Source organism: Paramagnetospirillum magneticum AMB-1, from assembly GCF_000009985.1.
GTDB lineage: Bacteria > Pseudomonadota > Alphaproteobacteria > Rhodospirillales > Magnetospirillaceae > Phaeospirillum > Phaeospirillum magneticum.
In genome coordinates, this window is the sequence record NC_007626.1 from 4,583,061 (window position 1) to 4,600,567 (window position 17,507).

Annotated in this window: 17 protein-coding genes and 1 pseudogene; 10 read left to right on the plus strand and 8 right to left on the minus strand. The window is 67.1% G+C overall.

Annotated elements, in window-relative coordinates; all coding sequences use genetic code 11:
• Positions 1-31: 31 nt before the first annotated feature.
• Positions 32-322, plus strand: coding sequence for a DUF1330 domain-containing protein (locus AMB_RS21085; protein WP_011386515.1), 291 nt, complete (start codon positions 32-34; stop codon positions 320-322).
• A gap of 1 nt (position 323) precedes the next feature.
• On the opposite strand, the gene AMB_RS21090 is transcribed toward AMB_RS21085, so the two are convergent.
• Together AMB_RS21090 and AMB_RS21095 are read right to left on the minus strand one after the other, a co-directional pair.
• Positions 324-1,193, minus strand: coding sequence for a prephenate dehydratase (locus tag AMB_RS21090; RefSeq protein ID WP_011386516.1), 870 nt, complete (start codon positions 1,191-1,193; stop codon positions 324-326).
• Between the two features lie 7 nt (positions 1,194-1,200).
• The gene (locus AMB_RS21095; protein ID WP_011386517.1) at positions 1,201-1,941 is read right to left on the minus strand and encodes a 3-deoxy-manno-octulosonate cytidylyltransferase; all 741 of its coding nucleotides are present in this window, start codon (positions 1,939-1,941) and stop codon (positions 1,201-1,203) included.
• Between the two features lie 101 nt (positions 1,942-2,042).
• Here AMB_RS21095 and hisN point away from each other — a divergent pair, with 101 nt between their 5' ends.
• Together hisN and nth are read left to right on the plus strand one after the other, a co-directional pair.
• A complete protein-coding gene (gene hisN, locus AMB_RS21100) occupies positions 2,043-2,819 on the plus strand; it encodes a histidinol-phosphatase (RefSeq protein ID WP_011386518.1) in 777 nt (258 codons plus the stop codon).
• A complete protein-coding gene (gene nth / locus AMB_RS21105) occupies positions 2,816-3,451 on the plus strand; it encodes an endonuclease III (protein ID WP_011386519.1) in 636 nt (211 codons plus the stop codon). Before hisN ends, nth begins: the two co-directional genes overlap by 4 nt.
• Here nth and AMB_RS21110 read toward each other — a convergent pair.
• Positions 3,448-3,864 carry a bacteriohemerythrin gene (locus AMB_RS21110; protein ID WP_011386520.1) on the minus strand — a complete coding sequence of 139 codons (417 nt, stop codon included), beginning with the start codon at positions 3,862-3,864 and terminating at the stop codon, positions 3,448-3,450. The two genes, nth and AMB_RS21110, sit on opposite strands and share 4 nt — an antisense overlap.
• A gap of 72 nt (positions 3,865-3,936) precedes the next feature.
• Here AMB_RS21110 and AMB_RS21115 point away from each other — a divergent pair, with 72 nt between their 5' ends.
• Positions 3,937-4,431 (plus strand): metal-dependent hydrolase, encoded by a 495-nt coding sequence (locus tag AMB_RS21115; protein WP_011386521.1) that lies wholly within the window; start codon positions 3,937-3,939, stop codon positions 4,429-4,431.
• Positions 4,432-4,437: 6 nt separating this feature from the next.
• Here the strand turns inward: AMB_RS21115 and AMB_RS21120 are convergent, their stop codons facing one another.
• On the minus strand, positions 4,438-5,043 hold the full coding sequence (locus AMB_RS21120) for a DUF4337 domain-containing protein (protein WP_011386522.1): 606 nt from the start codon (positions 5,041-5,043) through the stop codon (positions 4,438-4,440).
• A gap of 59 nt (positions 5,044-5,102) precedes the next feature.
• Between AMB_RS21120 and AMB_RS21125 the strand changes: the two genes are divergently transcribed.
• From AMB_RS21125 to AMB_RS21145, 5 genes are all read left to right on the plus strand, one after another.
• A complete protein-coding gene (locus AMB_RS21125; RefSeq protein ID WP_011386523.1) occupies positions 5,103-5,378 on the plus strand; it encodes a YciI family protein in 276 nt (91 codons plus the stop codon).
• Complete coding sequence (locus AMB_RS21130; RefSeq protein ID WP_011386524.1) at positions 5,378-5,791, plus strand: EVE domain-containing protein; 414 nt, start codon at positions 5,378-5,380, stop codon at positions 5,789-5,791. Before AMB_RS21125 ends, AMB_RS21130 begins: the two co-directional genes overlap by 1 nt.
• On the plus strand, positions 5,788-6,117 hold the full coding sequence (locus tag AMB_RS21135; RefSeq protein ID WP_231848915.1) for a Rieske (2Fe-2S) protein: 330 nt from the start codon (positions 5,788-5,790) through the stop codon (positions 6,115-6,117). The genes AMB_RS21130 and AMB_RS21135 overlap by 4 nt, the downstream gene beginning before the upstream one ends.
• 154 nt (positions 6,118-6,271) lie before the next feature.
• Complete coding sequence (gene acs, locus AMB_RS21140) at positions 6,272-8,209, plus strand: acetate--CoA ligase (protein ID WP_011386526.1); 1,938 nt, start codon at positions 6,272-6,274, stop codon at positions 8,207-8,209.
• Positions 8,210-8,308: 99 nt separating this feature from the next.
• Positions 8,309-9,115 (plus strand): alpha/beta hydrolase, encoded by an 807-nt coding sequence (locus AMB_RS21145; protein ID WP_231849098.1) that lies wholly within the window; start codon positions 8,309-8,311, stop codon positions 9,113-9,115.
• A 93-nt stretch (positions 9,116-9,208) separates the two neighbouring features.
• On the opposite strand, the gene ccmB is transcribed toward AMB_RS21145, so the two are convergent.
• Together ccmB and ccmA are read right to left on the minus strand one after the other, a co-directional pair.
• Complete coding sequence (gene ccmB / locus AMB_RS21150; RefSeq protein ID WP_011386528.1) at positions 9,209-9,874, minus strand: heme exporter protein CcmB; 666 nt, start codon at positions 9,872-9,874, stop codon at positions 9,209-9,211.
• Positions 9,871-10,524, minus strand: a complete 654-nt coding sequence (ccmA, locus tag AMB_RS21155) for a heme ABC exporter ATP-binding protein CcmA (RefSeq protein WP_011386529.1) — start codon at positions 10,522-10,524, stop codon at positions 9,871-9,873. The genes ccmB and ccmA overlap by 4 nt, the downstream gene beginning before the upstream one ends.
• A gap of 104 nt (positions 10,525-10,628) precedes the next feature.
• Between ccmA and AMB_RS21160 the strand changes: the two genes are divergently transcribed.
• Complete coding sequence (locus tag AMB_RS21160) at positions 10,629-13,595, plus strand: DUF748 domain-containing protein (protein ID WP_231848916.1); 2,967 nt, start codon at positions 10,629-10,631, stop codon at positions 13,593-13,595.
• A 924-nt stretch (positions 13,596-14,519) separates the two neighbouring features.
• Here AMB_RS21160 and typA read toward each other — a convergent pair.
• Positions 14,520-16,339, minus strand: a pseudogene (gene typA, locus AMB_RS21165) (translational GTPase TypA).
• A gap of 10 nt (positions 16,340-16,349) precedes the next feature.
• The gene (locus AMB_RS21170; RefSeq protein ID WP_011386533.1) at positions 16,350-17,366 is read right to left on the minus strand and encodes an adenosine kinase; all 1,017 of its coding nucleotides are present in this window, start codon (positions 17,364-17,366) and stop codon (positions 16,350-16,352) included.
• Between the last annotated feature and the right edge of the window lie 141 nt (positions 17,367-17,507).

Below are 17,507 nucleotides of genomic sequence, written 5' to 3' on the forward strand. Positions count from 1 at the left end.
GCCCTTTGTCGCTTTCAGGGGAGAAGCCGCCATGTCCGCCTATCTGATCGTCGATACCCAATTGGACGATCCCGAGCTGTACGAGGAGTACAAGCACAAGGCCCGGCCGCTGATCGAGCGGTGGGGCGGCGAATATCTGGCGCGGGGCGGAACCCTGATCCAGCGCGAGACCGACCTGTGGTCGCCCACCCGCATGGTGCTGATCCGCTTTCCCGACCTGGAGACCGCCAGGGCCTGCCTGGACTCCCCCGAATACCAAGCCATCGTCGGCCTCAGCCACCGCTCGGCGCGGCGCACCGTGGTGATCCTGGAAGGGCTGTGACCTACTCTGCGCCGCTCTGCTGCTTCATGCGGAAGGGATGGCGGGGATAGACGCCCAGGATGCGGACCTCGTGGCTGAAGAAGTCCAGTTCCTCCAGGGCCAGACGCAGATTGCGCTGGGTGGGGTGGCCTTCCACGTCGGCGTAGAACTGGGTGGCGGCGAATTCGCCGCCCACCATGTAGCTTTCCAGCCGGGTCATGTTGATGCCGTTGGTGGCGAAACCGCCCAGCGCCTTGTACAGCGCGGCGGCCACGTTGCGCACCCGGAACACGAAGGTGGTGACGCAGGGCTGGTTGGGATTGGGCTCCAGCGCCTCGCGGGCCAGGACCACGAAGCGGGTGGTGTTGTGCTCGGCGTCCTCGATCCCCGCCTTCAGCGACACCAGGCCATAGGCCTCGGCCGCCAGTTCCGAGGCGATGGCCGCCATGGTGGGGTCCTGGCGCTCGGCCAGCTCGGCCGCCGCGCCGGCAGTGTCGGTGCCGACGATGACCTTGAGGCCCAGTTCGCGGATCAGGTTGCGGCACTGGCCCAGGGCGTGGACGTGGCTTTTCACCGTCTTGATGGTGTCGAGCGTCGCGCCGGGAACCACCAGCAGGTGGTGGCTGATGCGCTCGAAATGCTCGGCGATGATGTGCAGCCCGGCATAGGGCATCAGGTGATGCACGTCGGCGACCCGGCCCGCCACCGAATTGTCGATGGGGATCATGGCATAGCGGGCGCGGCCCTCGCGCACGGCGGCGAAGGTGTCCTCGAAGGTGGCGCAGGGCAGCGGCTGCATGCCGGGATAGGCATTGCGGCAAGCCAGATGGGAATAGGCGCCGGGCTCGCCCTGGAAGGCGATAGCCTGATCGGGATTGGGCTGGTCGTTCATGCGGGACTCAGGCTTTCAGCAGGGCACGCGCCCGTTCGAGGTCGGCGGGAGTATCGACACCCAGCGGAACCGTGTCAACCAAGGCGCAATCGATGCGCATGCCATTCTCCAGCGCCCGCAACTGCTCCAGCTTCTCGCGGCTTTCCAGCACGCCCTGGGGCAGGCTGACGAAGCGCTCGAGCGAGTCCCGGCGATAGGCGTAGAGCCCGATGTGATGATAGTGCGGCCCCGCATTGGCCGGCACGGTGGCGCGGCTGAAATAGAGCGCCCGGCCCACGCGCTGGCCGGGACGCAGCCCCACCACCGCCTTGACCACGTTGGGGTTGGTGCGCTCCTCCTCGTTGGTGATCTCGGTCACCAGGGTGGCGACGTCGACCCCCGGCTCGGCCAGAGGCGCGAAGACGGCGCGGATGATCTGGGGGTCCAGGGTGGGAAGGTCGCCCTGCACGTTGACGATGGCATCGAACCGGCCCTCGGGGTCGAGCTTGCGCACCGCCTCCCACACCCGGTCCGAGCCGGACGGATGGTCGGGGTCGGTCATCACAGCCTGGCCGCCATGGGCGTGCACCGCATCGAACACCTCGGCCTCCGAGCAGGCCACCACCACGGGGCCAAGCCCGGCCTGCACCGAGCGGCGCCAGACATGGATGATCATCGGCTCGCCATGGATGTCGGCCAGGGGCTTGCCCGGCAGCCGGGTGGCCTGCATGCGGGCGGGAATGACGATGATGGGGGTGAGTTCGGCCATGGGTGATCCGTGTGTGTATCAGCTAGTTAATACGCACCCTATCCACATCCGCCATTTCGCGCCACACTCGGGCGCGTCGCAACGGCACGGAAACGACAAACATGACCGCCTGTCCCTCCGAATTCATCGCCCTGGCCGAGAAACTGGCCGATGCCGCCCGCCCGGTCGTCCGGAAATACTTCCGCACCCCGGTGGCGGTGGACGACAAGGCCGATTCCAGCCCGGTGACCATCGCCGACCGCGAGGTGGAAGCGGCCATGCGCGCCATCCTGGCCGCCGAGGCGCCCTCCCACGGCATCCTGGGCGAGGAACATGGGCGCGAGAATTGCGACGCCGAATACGTCTGGGTGCTGGACCCCATCGACGGCACGGCGGCCTTCATCACCGGCAAGCCCAGCTTCGGCACCCTGATCAGCCTGGCCCGCAACGGCACGCCCATCCTGGGCCTGATCGACCAGGCCTTCACCAACGAGCGCTGGCTGGGCGCCCTGGGCCGCCCCACCACCTTGAATGGCCAGCCGGCCAGGGTGCGGGCCTGTCCCGATCTGGCCCATGCCTACGCCTTCACCACGGCGCCGGAATTGTTCTGTGAAGCGACCCGTCCCGCCTGGGACCGCATCGCCGCCGGGTGCAAGCGTCCCCGCTACGGCTGCGACTGCTACGCCTATGCCCTGCTGTCCTCGGGGTTCTGCGATCTGGTGGTGGAGGCGGGCCTCAAGCCCTACGACTTCGCCGCCCTGGTGCCGGTGGTCGAGGGAGCGGGAGGAATTATGACTGACTGGTCAGGTAAGCCACTGACCATCCATTCCGACGGCAAGGTCTGCGCGGCGGGCGACCGGCGTCTTCATGCGGAGGCGCTGGGGGTTCTCAACCGATGACCCCCAAGCAGGCCGACCGCTTCTACGCCCTGCTGGCCGAGCGCAATCCCGAGCCCAAGAGCGACCTGGAATACGCCGATCCCTACACCCTGCTGGTGGCGGTGGTCCTTTCGGCCCAGGCCACCGATGCCGGGGTCAACAAGGCGACGCGGCCGCTGTTCGCCCGGGTCAACACGCCCCAGGCCATGGTCGAGCTGGGCGAGGAGGGGCTGGTCCAATCCATCCGCACCATCGGCCTGTACAAGACCAAGGCGAAGAACGTCATCGAGCTGTCGCGCCGCCTGCTCAGCCTTCACGGCGGGCAGGTACCCCACGACCGCGCGGCGCTGGAGGCCCTGCCGGGGGTCGGGCGCAAGACCGCCAACGTGGTGCTGAACATCGCTTTCGGCGAGCCCACCATCGCCGTGGACACCCATTGCTTCCGCGTCGCCAACCGCACCGGACTGGCGCCGGGCAAGACGGTGGAGGCGGTGGAACAGGGCCTGATGAAGGCCACCCCGGCCAAATGGCTGCAGCACGCCCACCACTGGCTGATCCTGCACGGCCGCTATACCTGCAAGGCCCGAAAGCCGGACTGTGCCGCCTGCGTGGTGCGGGAGCTTTGCGCCTTTGACGGCAAGGAGACGGTTTAGGAGCCGTAAGCACCCGCCACGTAGGGCTTGAACTCCATGTCGCTGTTGACGATGTGGCTGACCAGCCAGGTGGCCAGGGAATCGCCCAGGGTGCGAACGATGCCGCTGCGGACCTCGTCGCAGCCATCGGTGAAATGGGCCAGCACGGCGTCCAGGCGCTTCATCAGCATTTCGTGGGCGGTGCGGTGGGATTCGGTTTCGGGAAAGCCGACGGCATGCTGCAGGGCTTCCTCGCGGGCGAAGTGTTCGCGGCACAGATCGGTCAGGTCGCGAAGCGTCCGGCCGATCCCGGCACAGTCGATTTCCAGACCCGCGGCCACCTCAAGCCGGGCAATCAGCTCGATCATCCGCCGATGGTCGGCATCGATGATCGGATCGCCGATCGCCAGCGCCTCGTTCCAGGCGATTGACATCAGACCCCTCCCGGTCGATACCCGAACTCCCGTCCCGGACTCTACCCGAGGCGGGCAAAGGGGGAAAGCCGGATGATGGTCGTATCTCACGTGGTGCTGGGGGTGTCCGCCTGGACCCTGGCACAGCGGGCGGGGCTGGCCGTTCCCCTGGGGCCGGAGGGCGCGGCGGCGGCGGCCCTGGGCGCCCTGCTGCCCGACATAGACCATCCGTCATCCTGGCTCGGCCGCCGCCTGTGGCCCATCTCCAAGCCGATCTCCATGGTGCTGGGCCATCGCGGCCTGACCCACTCCCTGCTGGCGGTCATGGGCGGTCTGGCGGTGCTGATGCTGGTGGAGCCGGGCCGGGGACTGGTCCGCCTGGCCGAGCCGCTGGCCCTGGGCTATCTCTCCCATCTGGCGGCCGATGCCCTGACGCCGGCGGGCGTGCCGCTGCTGTGGCCCTGGAAGCAGCGCTTCGGCGTGGGGCTGTGCTCCACCGGGGGCGTGATGGAATGGCTGGTGGTGGCGGCGGTCGCCGCCGCCACGGCCTTCCTGACCGGGCTGTCGCCCGGCCCCGTCTGGGGCTGACGCCCCTTACAGATGGATAAGCGTCGGCGCCAGCCAGCCCAGCAGGCCGAAGGCGATGCCCAGCGCGCCCAGTCCGCCCGCCACGAAGGACAGGGCCAGCATGCCGGTGACCACCGAGGCCGAGGCCAGCACGATGGCGATCTGCAGGGCGGCGGCGCCGTATTCGAACATGTGATAGGCCGACAGGGCCTTGTCGCGGCGGGCTTCCTCGCTCTTGGCCTTAGCGGCCAGTTCCTTGCGGCCCTCGCCGGTCTCGGGCTCGGAATCGTAGCGGCTGGCGGTGGCGCGCCATTCGGCCGCCTTCTTGGCGACGCCGTCCGACGGCGGGGCCGAAAGCTCCAGGGCGTCGGCGGCGGTGCGCAGCGTGGTCGAGCGGATATGCTTGGCCTGATAGAAGGCCCACAGGTCGTTGGCGTGGATATTGGCCGACAGCGAGGTGTTCTGGGCGCTCTTGCCGCCGGCCTCGATGATGGCCAGCAAGGCGGCGAGAACGCTGATCAGCACCGCGATCTTCTTGTTGCGGCTGGCCTTGCCTTCCTTGTGGGCATGTTCCTCGTGGTGGTCGTGGTGGGCGACCTCGTGGATGGTCTCGTGCGTCTCGTGGGCTTCCATGACCGGCCTTTTTTCCGTTACCTTAGGGGGCTTCATATCCGAATTCGGAGTATCAGAGTATGTTCATGGTCCAGTGCAAGGACAAGCCCGGTCATCTTCAGACCCGCCTCGACAACCGCGCCGCCCATCTGGAATACGCCAAGACCTTCCTGGACAAGATGATCATCGGCGGCCCGCTGCTGACCGATGACGGCCAGGGCATGATCGGCAGCGCCTTCGTGTTCGACACCGACAACCGCGCCGAGGTGGAGGCCTTCCTGGCCAACGACCCCTATGCCAAGGCCGGCCTGTTCGAAAGCGTCAGCGTCATCCGCTACAAGAAGGTCCTGCCCTGATGGCCTTCTGGCTTGTCAAGTCCGAGCCCGGCGCCTGGTCGTGGGACGATCAGGTGCGCGACGGCGTGACCGCCTGGACCGGGGTGCGCAACTATCAGGCCTGCAACAACCTGAAGGCCATGAAGCTGGGCGACCGGGCGTTCTTCTACCACTCGGTGGACGAAAAGCGCATCGTCGGCGTGGTCGAGGTGGTGCGCGAAGCCTATCCCGACCCCACCGCCGAGGACCCGCGCTGGATGTGCCCGGACCTCAAGGCGGTGGCCCCCCTGGCCCGGCCGGTCACCCTGGCCGAGATCAAGGCCGATCCCCGGCTGGCCGAGCTGCCGCTGCTGCGCCAGAGCCGGCTGTCGGTCTGCCCGGTGGACGAGGCCTCGTGGCGGCTGCTGTGCGACCTGGGCGGGGTGACGGCTTGAAGACCCTCTGCGCGCTGGAGTCCATCCCCGATCCCGGCGCCCGCGAGTTCCGCGCCATGGTCGATGGCGAGAAGCGCCGCGTCTTCGTGGTGCGCCGGGGTGGGCAGGTCTTCGGCTATGTCAATTCCTGCCCGCATGTGGGGGCACCGCTCAACCTGGAAGACAACAAGTTCCTGGACCTGTTCCAAACGTCGATCCTGTGCGCCAACCACTTCGCCCTGTTCGAGATCGAGAGCGGCCGCTGCACCCGCGGCCCCTGCAACGGCCAGTCGCTCCAACCCTTTGCTGTCGAAATCCGCGACGGACAGGTCATGCAACTGGAATGATTGCAATTCCATGATGGCATGGCACCTACCCCTTTGAGCGGGCTTGTTTCGTCATGGCGAGTCGAACATAATCATCAGCCTGCTTACTGGGGAAACATCCCGCGCCAGCCACCAAATGGACGCGGGTCAATCAGAAAAGGGAGACACCCCCAAGATGTCCGAGGTCTATCCTGTGCCCGCTGAGACCGCGAAGAACGCTCTCATCGACAACGACAAGTACAATGAATGGTATGAGCGCTCGGTGAAGGACCCCGACGGGTTCTGGGGCGAGCACGGCAAGCGCATCGACTGGATCAAGCCCTTCACCAAGGTGAAGAACGTTTCCTATTCCGGCGACGTCAGCATCAAGTGGTTCGAGGACGGCACGCTCAACGTGTCGGCCAACTGCCTGGACCGCCATCTGGCCAAGCGCCGGGACCAGACCGCCATCATCTGGGAAGGCGACGACCCCAACGAATCCGCCCATATCACCTATGGCGACCTGCACGAGCGCGTCTGCCGCCTGGCCAATGCCATGACCGATCTGGGCGTGAAGAAGGGTGACCGCGTCACCATCTATCTGCCCATGATCCCCGAGGCGGCGGTGGCCATGCTGGCCTGCGCCCGCGTCGGCGCCGTGCATTCCATCGTGTTCGGCGGCTTCTCGCCCGACGCCCTGGCCGGCCGCATCCAGGATTGCGATTCCTCGCTGCTGATCACCGCCGACGAGGGTCTGCGCGGCGGCCGCAAGGTTCCGCTGAAGGCCAATGTGGACAAGGCTCTCGAGACCTGCTGGTCGTGCAAGAGCGTCATCGTCGTCAAGCGCACCGGCGGCGACATCCACATGGTCACAGGCCGTGACCACTGGTACCACGACCTGGTGGCCAAGGCCGCTCCGACCCACACCCCCGTGGAGATGAGCGCCGAGGACCCGCTGTTCCTGCTCTACACCTCGGGCTCGACCGGCAAGCCCAAGGGCGTGGTCCACACCACCGGCGGCTATCTGGTCTATGCCTCCATGACCCACCAGTACGTCTTCGACTATCACGAGGGCGACATCTACTGGTGCACCGCCGATGTGGGCTGGGTCACCGGTCACTCCTACATCGTCTATGGTCCGCTGGCCAACGGCGCCATCACCCTGATGTTCGAGGGCATTCCCAACTACCCGACCGTGTCGCGCTTCTGGGACGTGGTGGACAAGCACAAGGTCAACATCTTCTACACCGCGCCCACCGCCATCCGCTCGCTGATGCGCGAAGGCGAGGAGCCGGTGAAGAAGACCAGCCGCGCCTCGCTGCGCCTGCTGGGTTCGGTGGGCGAGCCCATCAACCCCGAGGCCTGGACCTGGTACCACCGCGTGGTGGGCGACGGCCGTTGCCCCATCGTCGACACCTGGTGGCAGACCGAAACCGGCGGCATCCTGATCACCCCGCTGCCGGGCGCCACCGCGCTGAAGCCCGGTTCGGCCACCCGTCCGTTCTTCGGCGTCAAGCCGGTGATGGTCGACGCCGAGGGCAAGACCCTGGAAGGCGCCGTCGAGGGCAACCTCTGCCTCGCCGAGCCCGGCTGGCCCGGCCAGATGCGCACCCTGTGGGGCGATCACGAGCGCTTCAAGCAGTCGTACTTCGCCACCTACCAGGGCATGTACTTCACCGGTGACGGCGCGCGCCGCGACGAGGACGGCTATTACTGGATCACCGGCCGCGTCGACGACGTGATCAACGTGTCCGGTCACCGCATGGGCACCGCCGAGGTGGAATCCGCCCTGGTCGCCCATCCCAAGGTGGCCGAGGCCGCCGTGGTCGGCTATCCCCACGACATCAAGGGCCAGGGCATCTATGCCTATGTCACCCTGGTCGCCGGGGAAGAGCCCTCCGAGGATCTGCGCAAGGAACTGGTCAACTGGGTCCGCAAGGAAATCGGCCCCATCGCCAGCCCCGACCTGATCCAGTGGTCGCCGGGCCTGCCCAAGACCCGTTCGGGCAAGATCATGCGCCGCATCCTGCGCAAGATCGCCGAGAACGACTTCGGCTCGCTGGGCGACACCTCGACCCTGGCCGATCCCGGTGTGGTTGACGACCTCATCGACAGCCGCATGAATCGCGGCTAATACTCCACGCCAAGTGGGAAGACAGAGGCCCGCGGAGCAATTCGCGGGCCTCACCCTTTTCAAGGCCCTCTTTCTCAAGCAAGGATCACCCCGGTGCTGATGATCATGGTCAAGACGGTGCTGGGCCTGGGCGGGGTTTACCTGCTGCTGGTCGGTTTCGTCGCCCTGATGCAGCGCGGCATGATCTACCACCCCGGCACCACCCGCACCCGTCCCGACGAGGCGGGACTGCCCGAGATGGTGCCGGTTGCGCTCAAATCCGCCGATGGCTGGATCGCCACCAGTTGGTATGCGCCGCCCAAGATTCCGGGCCGCCCGACCATCGTGTTCTTTCACGGCAATTCCGGCACCCTGGCCGACCGCGCCCATAAGGCCCGCGCCTTCCTCGACGCCGGCTTCGGCGTCCTGCTGGCGGAATACCGGGGCTTTGCCGGCAATGCGGGCCGCCCCAGCGAACAGGGGCTCTACGCCGATGCCGAGGCGGCCGTCCGCTGGCTGACCGGCCAGGGCGTGCCGTCGCGCCGTCTGGTTCTTTACGGCGAGTCGCTGGGCTCGGGCGTCGCCATGGAAATGGCCATGCGCCACGACATCATGATGCTGGTGCTGGAAAGCCCCTTCACCTCGCTGGCCGATCTGGCGCCGGCCTATGTGCTGCCGCCGCTGGCCCAGATGCTGACGCGGGACCGCTACGACAACCTGCTCAAGGCCGCCAGCCTGCGGGTGCCGCTGCTGGTGGTGCACGGCGACAAGGACCAGCTGGTGCCGGTAACCATGGGCCATGCGGTGCTAAACGCCGCCGACTCCGTCAAGGAAGGGCTGTTCCTGCCCGAGGCCGGCCACAACAATCTGTGGGAGCATGGCGCGGGCAAGCGGGTGATCGACTTCATCTCGCGCCAAATGGTCTGAAAAGCTGAAGGGTTCGGGAAGCCATGCTTCCCGATTGGGGGATCGGGGGCAAACGCCCCCGAAGTGGAGCCGTTCCCCAACCCGCTTAACGCTCTATTCCAGCGCCTGCCGCAGCGCCGCGGCGCTGGCCCAGGGGGCGAGGACCAGGGCGGCGGCCAGCATGGCCGACAGGATCAGCAGATGGGGCTTGGCCGACAGGCCCTGCACGGCGGCATCGATGGCCCCCACCCCGAAGATCAGCACCGGGACGTACAGCGGCAGGATCAGCAGCGACAGCAGCACCCCGCCCCGCCTTGCCCCCAGCACCAAGGCGGCGCCGATGCCGCCCACCAGGGACAGCACCGGAGTGCCCAGCGCCATGGCGGCCAGCAGGGTCAGGAACCCGTCCTCGTGCATGTGCAGCAGAACGGCCAGCACCGGCGCGGCCACCATCAGCGGCAGGCCGGTGGTCAGCCAGTGGGCCAGCATCTTGGCCGCGACCACCACGCCCAGGGGCGCCGGGGTCAGCACCAGCAGCTCCAGCGAGCCATCCTCGTAATCGGCCTGGAACAGCCGGTCCAGCGACAGCATGGAGGCCAGCAAAGCGGTGACCATCAGCACCCCGGCCGCCACGCGCTCCAGCACATTGGCTTCCGGCCCGATGCCGAAGGGAAACAGCACCACGGTCAGCACGAAGAAGGTCACCACCATGACGCTGTCCGAGCCCTGGCGCAGGGCCAGACGCAGGTCGCGGCGAACCACCTCGACAAAGCGGTTCATGGAAGCTCCTCCGCCACGGCGAATTGATCCAGATGCAGTTCCTGGGCGCCCGGCATGTTGATGTCGGCATGGGTGGACAGCACCACCATGCCGCCCGCCGCCCGGTGCTCGGCCAGCACGTCCTCGAGGACCTTGATGGAGGCCTTGTCCAGCGCCGTGGTCGGCTCGTCCAGCAGCCACAGCGGGCTGGGAGCAGCCAGCAGGCGGGCCAGATTGGTGCGGCGTTTTTGCCCCGCCGACAGCATCTTGCCGGGAATGGTGGCCAGCCGCGCCAGCCCGAAGCGCGACAGCGCCGCGTCCACGGCCCGCCCGGCCCGCTCGGCGTGGGGATCGTGCAGGTGCGCCCAGAACCGCAGGTTCTCGGCCACCGAAAGCACCGGCTTCACCGCGTCGTGATGCCCCAGGTAATGGGTGCGCGCCGCATGGGCCTCGGGGTCCTCGGCCAGGGCCTCGCCGTTCCAGGCCAGCAGCCCGTGGGCGGGCTTCAACAGCCCGGCCAGCACGCGCAGCAGGCTCGACTTGCCCGAGCCGTTGGGCCCCAGCAAAACCAGGGCGCCGCCCGCCGACAGGGAGAACCCCAGCCCGGCGAACACCACGCGCCCGCCGCGCACGCAGGCCAGATTCTTGGCGGAGAAGGTCGAATCGCTCATGGCCCGCACCATGGCAAAAATCGCGGCACTTGACGAGGGGTGTTTGCCCTATTGCCTTTTTCCACGGCCGACCGATCATAGGACGTATGAAGTTGGTCGGCAGAATGCTTTGGGGGTACGAGGTCCGGCGGCGCCATGTGGTGATGGCGGCGGCCGCGCTGGTCGTGCTCGTCCTCGGCCTGGCCGGCGACCTGCTGCCCGAGGCGGGGTTCCGCTGGGGTCTGGCCAAGGCCCTGCGCGGCCTCGGCATGGTCGAGGTCAGCATCGACGACACCGATATCTCGCTGTTCGGCGGCCGCCTCACGGTGCGCAAGGTGGTGGCCCAGCCCGCCCTGGGCAAGGCCCTGGGCATCGGCGATTTCGACCTGAAATTCCGCTGGCGCCCCCTGCTGGACCGCCGTCTGGTCGTGGACCGGGTGGCGGTCGAGGGCATCGACATCGACCTGAAGCGCGACGGCGACGGCTTCGTCCTCAACGGCCTGCCCCTGGCGGTGGCCGCCGCGCCGCCCTCGGCCCAGGACCCGACGCCCTCGCCCCCCTGGGGTATCGACGTGGCGGGGCTGGAACTGACCCATTCCCGCCTGCATGTGGTTGACGGCGACTTCGTCGCCGACATCGCCGTCGAGCGGCTGCTGGTGGAGAACGTCAACAACCTGGACCCCCGCCGCGCCGTCTCCTTCACCCTCAAGGGCAGCCTGAACGGCGCCGCCATTGCCCTGTCCGGCACGGCGCACCCCTTCGCCGCCGAGCCCTCTCTCGCCGTCGCCGCCCAGGTGCAGGCCCTGGCCCTGGCCGATTTCGCCGCCCTAGCGGCGCGCGCCGGCGCGGAAGGGCTGAGCGGCAAGGCCGACCTCTCCCTGACGGCGGAGGGCGTTCTGCTCCCCTCTGGACCGTCGGTCAAGGTCAACGGCCGCCTCGCCCTGGACGCCCCCGCCCTGACTGCGCCGGCCGCCGCCAAGGCGACCCGCCTGGACCTGGAGATCGGCCGCCTGACCTGGGACGGAACCCGGCTCGATCTGGCCGCCACCCTGGGCGCCGAGGCCCTGGACGCCAAGGTCGCCGAAACCGGCGGCACCGCCGGGCGGCTGGACCTGGAATTGGGTGGCCTGGCCTGGGACGGCGCCAAGGCGGAGCTTAGCGCCGTCAAATTCGCCACCGAGGCGCTGGCCGTCACCGCTCCCGGCGGCAAGGGCTCGGCCGGCAAGCTTTCCCTCGATCTCAAGACTCTCTCCTGGGACGGCGCCAAGGCCGCCCTGGCCGGTCGCATCGACGGCGCCACCCTGGCGGGCAAGGGCGAGGGCGGCGAGGGAACCGCCGCCGCGCTGGCCCTCGACGCCGCCCGCCTGGACTGGGACGGCCGCCGGGTGGGCTGGCAGGGCGGGCTGAAGGCCACCGGCGCCCATGTCGCCGTGGCCGGCCACGATGCCGCCCCCGACGCCGTGGACTGGACCGGCCACTTCGACCTCGACACCGCCGACCTGGCGGGGCAGGCCGAGGGCAAGGTGGGGCTGGGACCGCTGCGCCTGGCTGTGGGCGATATCCGCACCGGATTGCGCGCCGCCGGGGCCGAGGGCAAGGTGACCTTCGGCAAGGCGGTGGAGGCCGAACTGCCCAAGACCCGTCTGGACGGCCTGACCGTTCAGGACGCGGCCCGCAAGACCGATCTGGCCACGGTTGAACGCGTCGAGGCCCAATCCCTGAAGCTGGCCCGCGACGGCGCCGTCTCCGTCGCCACCCTGACCGCCGACGGGGTGAACGCCCTGCGCAAGGAGGGCCAGGGTGGCTATAACTGGCGCCTGGAAACCAAGCGGCTGCGCCTTGACCGCGCCGCCCGCGATGGCGATGGCGACGTCTCCGCCGACGAGGTGCGCATTGACGGCATGCTGGCCCGCGTCAACCGCACCCCCGAGGGTCTGGTCGGCTTCATCTCCGACGACAAGGCGCCCAAGGACGCCAAGGAGACCAAGGCGGCCCGGACCAGGGACGAGGACACCACCGACATCCGCATCGGCAAGCTGATGGTCGGCGACAGCCGGGTCAACCTGCGCGACCGCACCATGACGGAAACCGTGCGCATCGACGTGATGCCGCTGGACTTCATCATCACCAATCTGGACAGCGAAGCCCCCGACCGGGATTCCGCCTTTGAGATCAAGGCAGGGGCTGGCCGGGGCCTGATCACCGCGGCGGGCACCGTGCGGCCCTTCGCCGACAAGATCTCCGGCCGGGTCGATGGCAAGATCACCGCCTTCGAACTGCCGCCCCTGTCGCCCTATCTGGCCGAGGCCCTGGGGGTCAACCTGCAATCGGGGCATTTCGACGGCACCCTGGGCGTCAGCGCCGATCAGGGCAAATTGTCGGGCGCGCTGAACCTGGCCCTGTCCCAGCTGTTCATCGCGCCGCCCGATCCCAAGGCGCCGGCCAAGCCGGGCAAGATCGACATGCCCATCGCCACGGTTCTCGACCTGCTGCGCGACGGCGACGACCTGATCCGGCTGTCCCTGCCCATCCGGGGCGACACCACCAATCCCGACGTGGACATCAGCGACGCCGTGGCCCAGGCGGTGGCCGGGGCGCTGAAATCCACCCTGCTGACCACCCTGAAGCTGGCCTTCCCGGTGGCGGCGCTGATCGAACTGGCCATGGATGCCGACGATCCGTCCCATCTGGCCCTGCCGCCCCTGGCCTTCGCCCCCGGAATCGACGCCCTGACGCCCGAGCACGAGAAGACCCTGACCGCGGTCGCCGAACTGGTGAAGGGCCGCGCCGGCCTCAAGCTTACCCTGTGCGGCAAGGCCGACGACAGCGACTGGCCTGTGGTGGCCGCCAAACGCCGCAGCGCCGACCGGCCGCTGCTGTCCAAGCTGGAAAAGCTGGTCGGCTATGATCGCCCGGCCGAATCCTTCGGCCCGCCCGACCACAACCTGCTCTCCGCCCTGGCCCAGCGCCGTACCAACGCCGTGCGCGACTTCCTGGCCGACAAGGGCGGCGTCGAGCCCAGCCGCCTGTTCGGCTGCCGCCCCATGGTCGAGGCGGCCGAGAAGGGGCCGAGGGTGGAGTTGCTGCTGTAGGGCGGCCCTGTTCAAACCCATCTGCTTGTGGGCTCTGCCCACACCCGCAAAGGGCCTCGGGCCCTTTGATCCCAAGGGTTAAGTCCGCGCCCGAGGAGCTCGGACCTTCGTGAGGCGACCGCCCTTGCGGACATCGGCCGGCTGGACCTGATTTGAGCGAACGCCCAAGTGCGACTCTGGCCCCGGCCTTCCCGCCGAATGGGTGTGGCCATTTTCATATGGGGAAGCAACCAATTGGAATTCCGCCTCAACGCTTAGATCTACGGTAAAGGTCAGAGAAACATTCAGGAAAATCACGATGTGAATTAGTGTATTTTTCATACTGCTTTTACTCCATAGGCATTGTTCTCATGTCGAATCCGATCATGAGGTGTTAAGGCGCTGTATTTAGGAGTCGAGGGACCGCCGGATTGCCTTGAACGCAGCAATACACCTCGCGATACCAAACCCTAGGTCGGCAGTCGCGTGGGTATAGTGAGCAAGCAAGTCAAGAAGGCCAGGTCCGACAACCAGCGCCCACATGAAGAGTTCCATGCGGGAATCTCCTGCGGGTCACCAAGTGCCCCAGCAGAGGTCTGAACCATGAATTGGATGGGGGAACCCATCTCAGTTCACATCGAACATAAAAAATCCGCCAGAGATTACCCCTTGGCGGCTAGATATGCGATTGTGCAGAAAGTACGGGATTTAACCGCACTCGTCAAGTACTTCTTGATTCAGCGCGCCCATCATGGTCCATCTATACTACAGATCGACCTGACCTGACATCATATTATTGCTCCCCTTCCAGACAAACCAAGGGGATCAAAGGGCCCAAGGCCCTTTGCGGGCGTGGGCAGAGCCCACAAGGATCTCCCCCTCCCCTTCGACGGAAAGTGGCCGAGCCACAAACAAGAAGGGCGACCCGAGGGTCGCCCTTTTCGTTTAGTCGTTCTTGGCGGCGCGATCGGCCTTCTTGCGCTCGTTGGGGTCGAGCAGGCGCTTGCGCAGGCGGATGGACTTGGGCGTCACTTCCACCAGTTCATCGTCCTCGATATAGGCGATGGCCTGTTCCAGGCTCATCTTGCGGGGCGGGGTCAGCTTGACGGCCTCGTCCTTGCCGGCGGCGCGGATGTTGGTGAGCTGCTTGGCCTTCAGCGCGTTGACTTCGAGGTCATTGGGGCGATTGTGCTCGCCGATGATCATGCCCTCGTAGATCTTCACGTTGCCGGTGATGAACATGGAGCCGCGATCTTCAAGGTTCCACAGCGCGTAGGTCACCGCGTCGCCCTGGCCGTTGGAGATCAGCACGCCGTTGCGGCGGCCCTCGATGGCGCCCTTGTAGGGGGCATAGCCGTGGAACATGCGGTTCATCAGGCCGGTGCCGCGGGTGTCGGTGAGGAACTCGCCGTGATAGCCGATCAGGCCGCGGGCGGGCGCCAGGAAGGTGACGCGGGTCTTGCCGCCGCCCGACGGGCGCATGCCGGTGAGTTCGGCCTTGCGCAGGCTCATCTTCTCGACCACGACGCCGGAATATTCGTCGTCCACGTCGATGAACACTTCCTCGATGGGCTCCAGGCGCTTGCCGGCATCATCGGTCTTGAACAGCACGCGGGGGCGCGAGATGGACAGCTCGAAGCCCTCGCGGCGCATCTGCTCGATCAGCACGCCCAGCTGCAGCTCGCCACGGCCCGACACCTCGAAGGCGTCCTTGCCGGCGGTCTCGCGGATATGGATGGCGACGTTGGACTCGGCTTCACGGGCCAGACGGGCGGCGATCATGCGCGAGGTGACCTTGTCGCCTTCCTGACCGGCCAGCGGGCTGTCGTTGACCGAGAAGGTCATGGACAGGGTCGGCGGGTCGATGGGATTGGCCTTGAGGGGCTCGGTGACCTCGGGGGCGCAGATGGTGTCGGCCACGGTGGGCTTGGTCATGCCGGCGATGGCGATGATGTCGCCCGCCTCGGCGCTTTCCACCGGAATGCGCTCGATGCCGCGGAAGGCCAGCAGCTTGGAGAGACGGAACTGTCGAGCAGCTGGCCGTCGTGGGACAGGCCCTTGACCTGCATGTTCAGCTTGGCCGTGCCGGAATAGATGCGCCCGGTCAGCACGCGGCCGAGATAGGGGTCGGCTTCCAGCGTGGTGGCCAGCATGGAGAACGGCGCCTCCAGGTCGCGCCGGGGCGGCGGCACATGAGCGACGATCAGGTCGAACAGGGCCGAGAGGTCCTTGCGCGGGCCATCCAGGCTGTCGTCGGCCCAGCCGTCGCGGCCCACCGCGAACATGGTGGGGAAGTCCAGCTGGTTGTCGTCGGCGTCCAGCGCCGCGAACAGGTCGAAGCACTCGTCGTGCACTTCGTGGGGGCGCGCGTCGCCGCGATCCACCTTGTTGATCACGACGATGGGGCGCAAGCCCAGGCCCAGGGCCTTGCCGGTGACGAACTTGGTCTGGGGCATGGGGCCCTCGGCCGCGTCCACCAGCACCACGACGCCGTCCACCATGGACAGGATACGCTCGACCTCGCCACCGAAGTCGGCGTGGCCGGGGGTGTCGACGATGTTGATGCGCGTTCCCTTCCACTCGACCGAGGTGCACTTGGCCAGGATGGTGATGCCGCGTTCCTTTTCCAGGTCGTTGGAATCCATCACGCGTTCAGCAACCTGCTGGTTTTCGCGGAAGGTTCCCGATTGCCGCAGCATGGCATCCACCAGAGTGGTCTTGCCGTGGTCGACGTGGGCGATAATGGCGATGTTGCGAAGTTCCATGGGACTCGTCTTACCGGAGATTTTCGAAGATATGGGGACCCAGCTTGGCGCGGGCCAGATCCTTGAGCGAACGCTCGGGCCGGGCGCCGTAATGGGAGATGATTTCACCGGCGGCAATGCCGCCGAGAATGGCGCAGGAGGCGAGATCGCGCCCCTGGGTGAAGCCGAACAGGAATCCGGCCGCATAGAGATCGCCGGCACCGGTGGTATCCACCAGCGCCTCGATATCGTCGGCGGCGACCACCTGGACCTCGTCCTCGGTCACCACCACCGAACCCTTGTCGCCGCGGGTCACGGCGGCGACGCGGCAATGGCCGCGCACGGCGCGCACCGCCTCGTCGAAGGACTCGGTCTTGTACAGCGAGCACAACTCGGCCTCGTTGGCGAACAGGATGTCCACATGGCCGGAGACCAGATCGAGGAAGGCATCGCGATGGCGGTCGACGCAGAAGGGGTCGGACAGCGACAGCGACACCAGCCGGCCGGCGCCATGGGCCGTGGTGGCGGCCTTGAGGAAGGCACGCTTGGCCTCGGGCGGATCGTAGAGATAGCCTTCGAGATAGGTGACCTCGGCGCCGGCGATCAGGCCGGCATCCACGTCGTCGGGGCCAAGTTCGACGCAGGCGCCGAGATAGGTCAGCATGGTGCGCTGGGCATCGGGGGTGACCAGGACGAAGCAGCGCGCCGTCGAGGCGCCGTCACTGGCCGCCATGGTCTCGAAATGCACACCGGAATTGCGGATGTCGTGGCGGAACACCTGACCCAGCTGGTCGTCCTTGACCTTGCCCACATAGGCGGCGCGACCGCCCAAGGCGGCGATGCCGGCGATGGTGTTGGCGGCGGACCCGCCCGAGCATTCGATGCCCGGCGGCAACTGGGAATAGATGGCCTCGGCCTGCTCGGCGTCGATCAGGGTCATCACGCCCTTGGTCAGGCCGAGACGATGCAGCAGCAGATCATCGGCATGCACCAGTACATCAACGATCGCGTTGCCGATTCCGGCGACGTGAATGGTCTTGTCCGCCATGGCTAGATACGGGCCTTCTCGCAAGGAAAGTCTGCGCCCCGGGCGCTGACGCGCCATTTCCTGAGGCATTTTGCGGCGCAGTATAGCCAGGAAGCCGCCATAAACAACAAAAACCGCCTTTGGCCTTGGCGAATGGCGCGG

Excerpts from the sequence above, each read along its gene's own strand:
- AMB_RS21085 (WP_011386515.1), top strand. The coding sequence starts at position 32 with ATGTCCGCCTATCTGATCGTCGATACCCAATTGGACGATCCCGAGCTG.
- AMB_RS21090 (WP_011386516.1), bottom strand. The coding sequence starts at position 1,193 with ATGAACGACCAGCCCAATCCCGATCAGGCTATCGCCTTCCAGGGCGAG.
- AMB_RS21095 (WP_011386517.1), bottom strand. The coding sequence starts at position 1,941 with ATGGCCGAACTCACCCCCATCATCGTCATTCCCGCCCGCATGCAGGCC.
- hisN (WP_011386518.1), top strand. The coding sequence starts at position 2,043 with ATGACCGCCTGTCCCTCCGAATTCATCGCCCTGGCCGAGAAACTGGCC.
- nth (WP_011386519.1), top strand. The coding sequence starts at position 2,816 with ATGACCCCCAAGCAGGCCGACCGCTTCTACGCCCTGCTGGCCGAGCGC.
- AMB_RS21110 (WP_011386520.1), bottom strand. The coding sequence starts at position 3,864 with ATGTCAATCGCCTGGAACGAGGCGCTGGCGATCGGCGATCCGATCATC.
- AMB_RS21115 (WP_011386521.1), top strand. The coding sequence starts at position 3,937 with ATGATGGTCGTATCTCACGTGGTGCTGGGGGTGTCCGCCTGGACCCTG.
- AMB_RS21120 (WP_011386522.1), bottom strand. The coding sequence starts at position 5,043 with ATGGAAGCCCACGAGACGCACGAGACCATCCACGAGGTCGCCCACCAC.
- AMB_RS21125 (WP_011386523.1), top strand. The coding sequence starts at position 5,103 with ATGTTCATGGTCCAGTGCAAGGACAAGCCCGGTCATCTTCAGACCCGC.
- AMB_RS21130 (WP_011386524.1), top strand. The coding sequence starts at position 5,378 with ATGGCCTTCTGGCTTGTCAAGTCCGAGCCCGGCGCCTGGTCGTGGGAC.
- acs (WP_011386526.1), top strand. The coding sequence starts at position 6,272 with ATGTCCGAGGTCTATCCTGTGCCCGCTGAGACCGCGAAGAACGCTCTC.
- AMB_RS21145 (WP_231849098.1), top strand. The coding sequence starts at position 8,309 with ATGATCATGGTCAAGACGGTGCTGGGCCTGGGCGGGGTTTACCTGCTG.
- ccmB (WP_011386528.1), bottom strand. The coding sequence starts at position 9,874 with ATGAACCGCTTTGTCGAGGTGGTTCGCCGCGACCTGCGTCTGGCCCTG.
- ccmA (WP_011386529.1), bottom strand. The coding sequence starts at position 10,524 with ATGAGCGATTCGACCTTCTCCGCCAAGAATCTGGCCTGCGTGCGCGGC.
- AMB_RS21160 (WP_231848916.1), top strand. The coding sequence starts at position 10,629 with ATGCTTTGGGGGTACGAGGTCCGGCGGCGCCATGTGGTGATGGCGGCG.
- AMB_RS21170 (WP_011386533.1), bottom strand. The coding sequence starts at position 17,366 with ATGGCGGACAAGACCATTCACGTCGCCGGAATCGGCAACGCGATCGTT.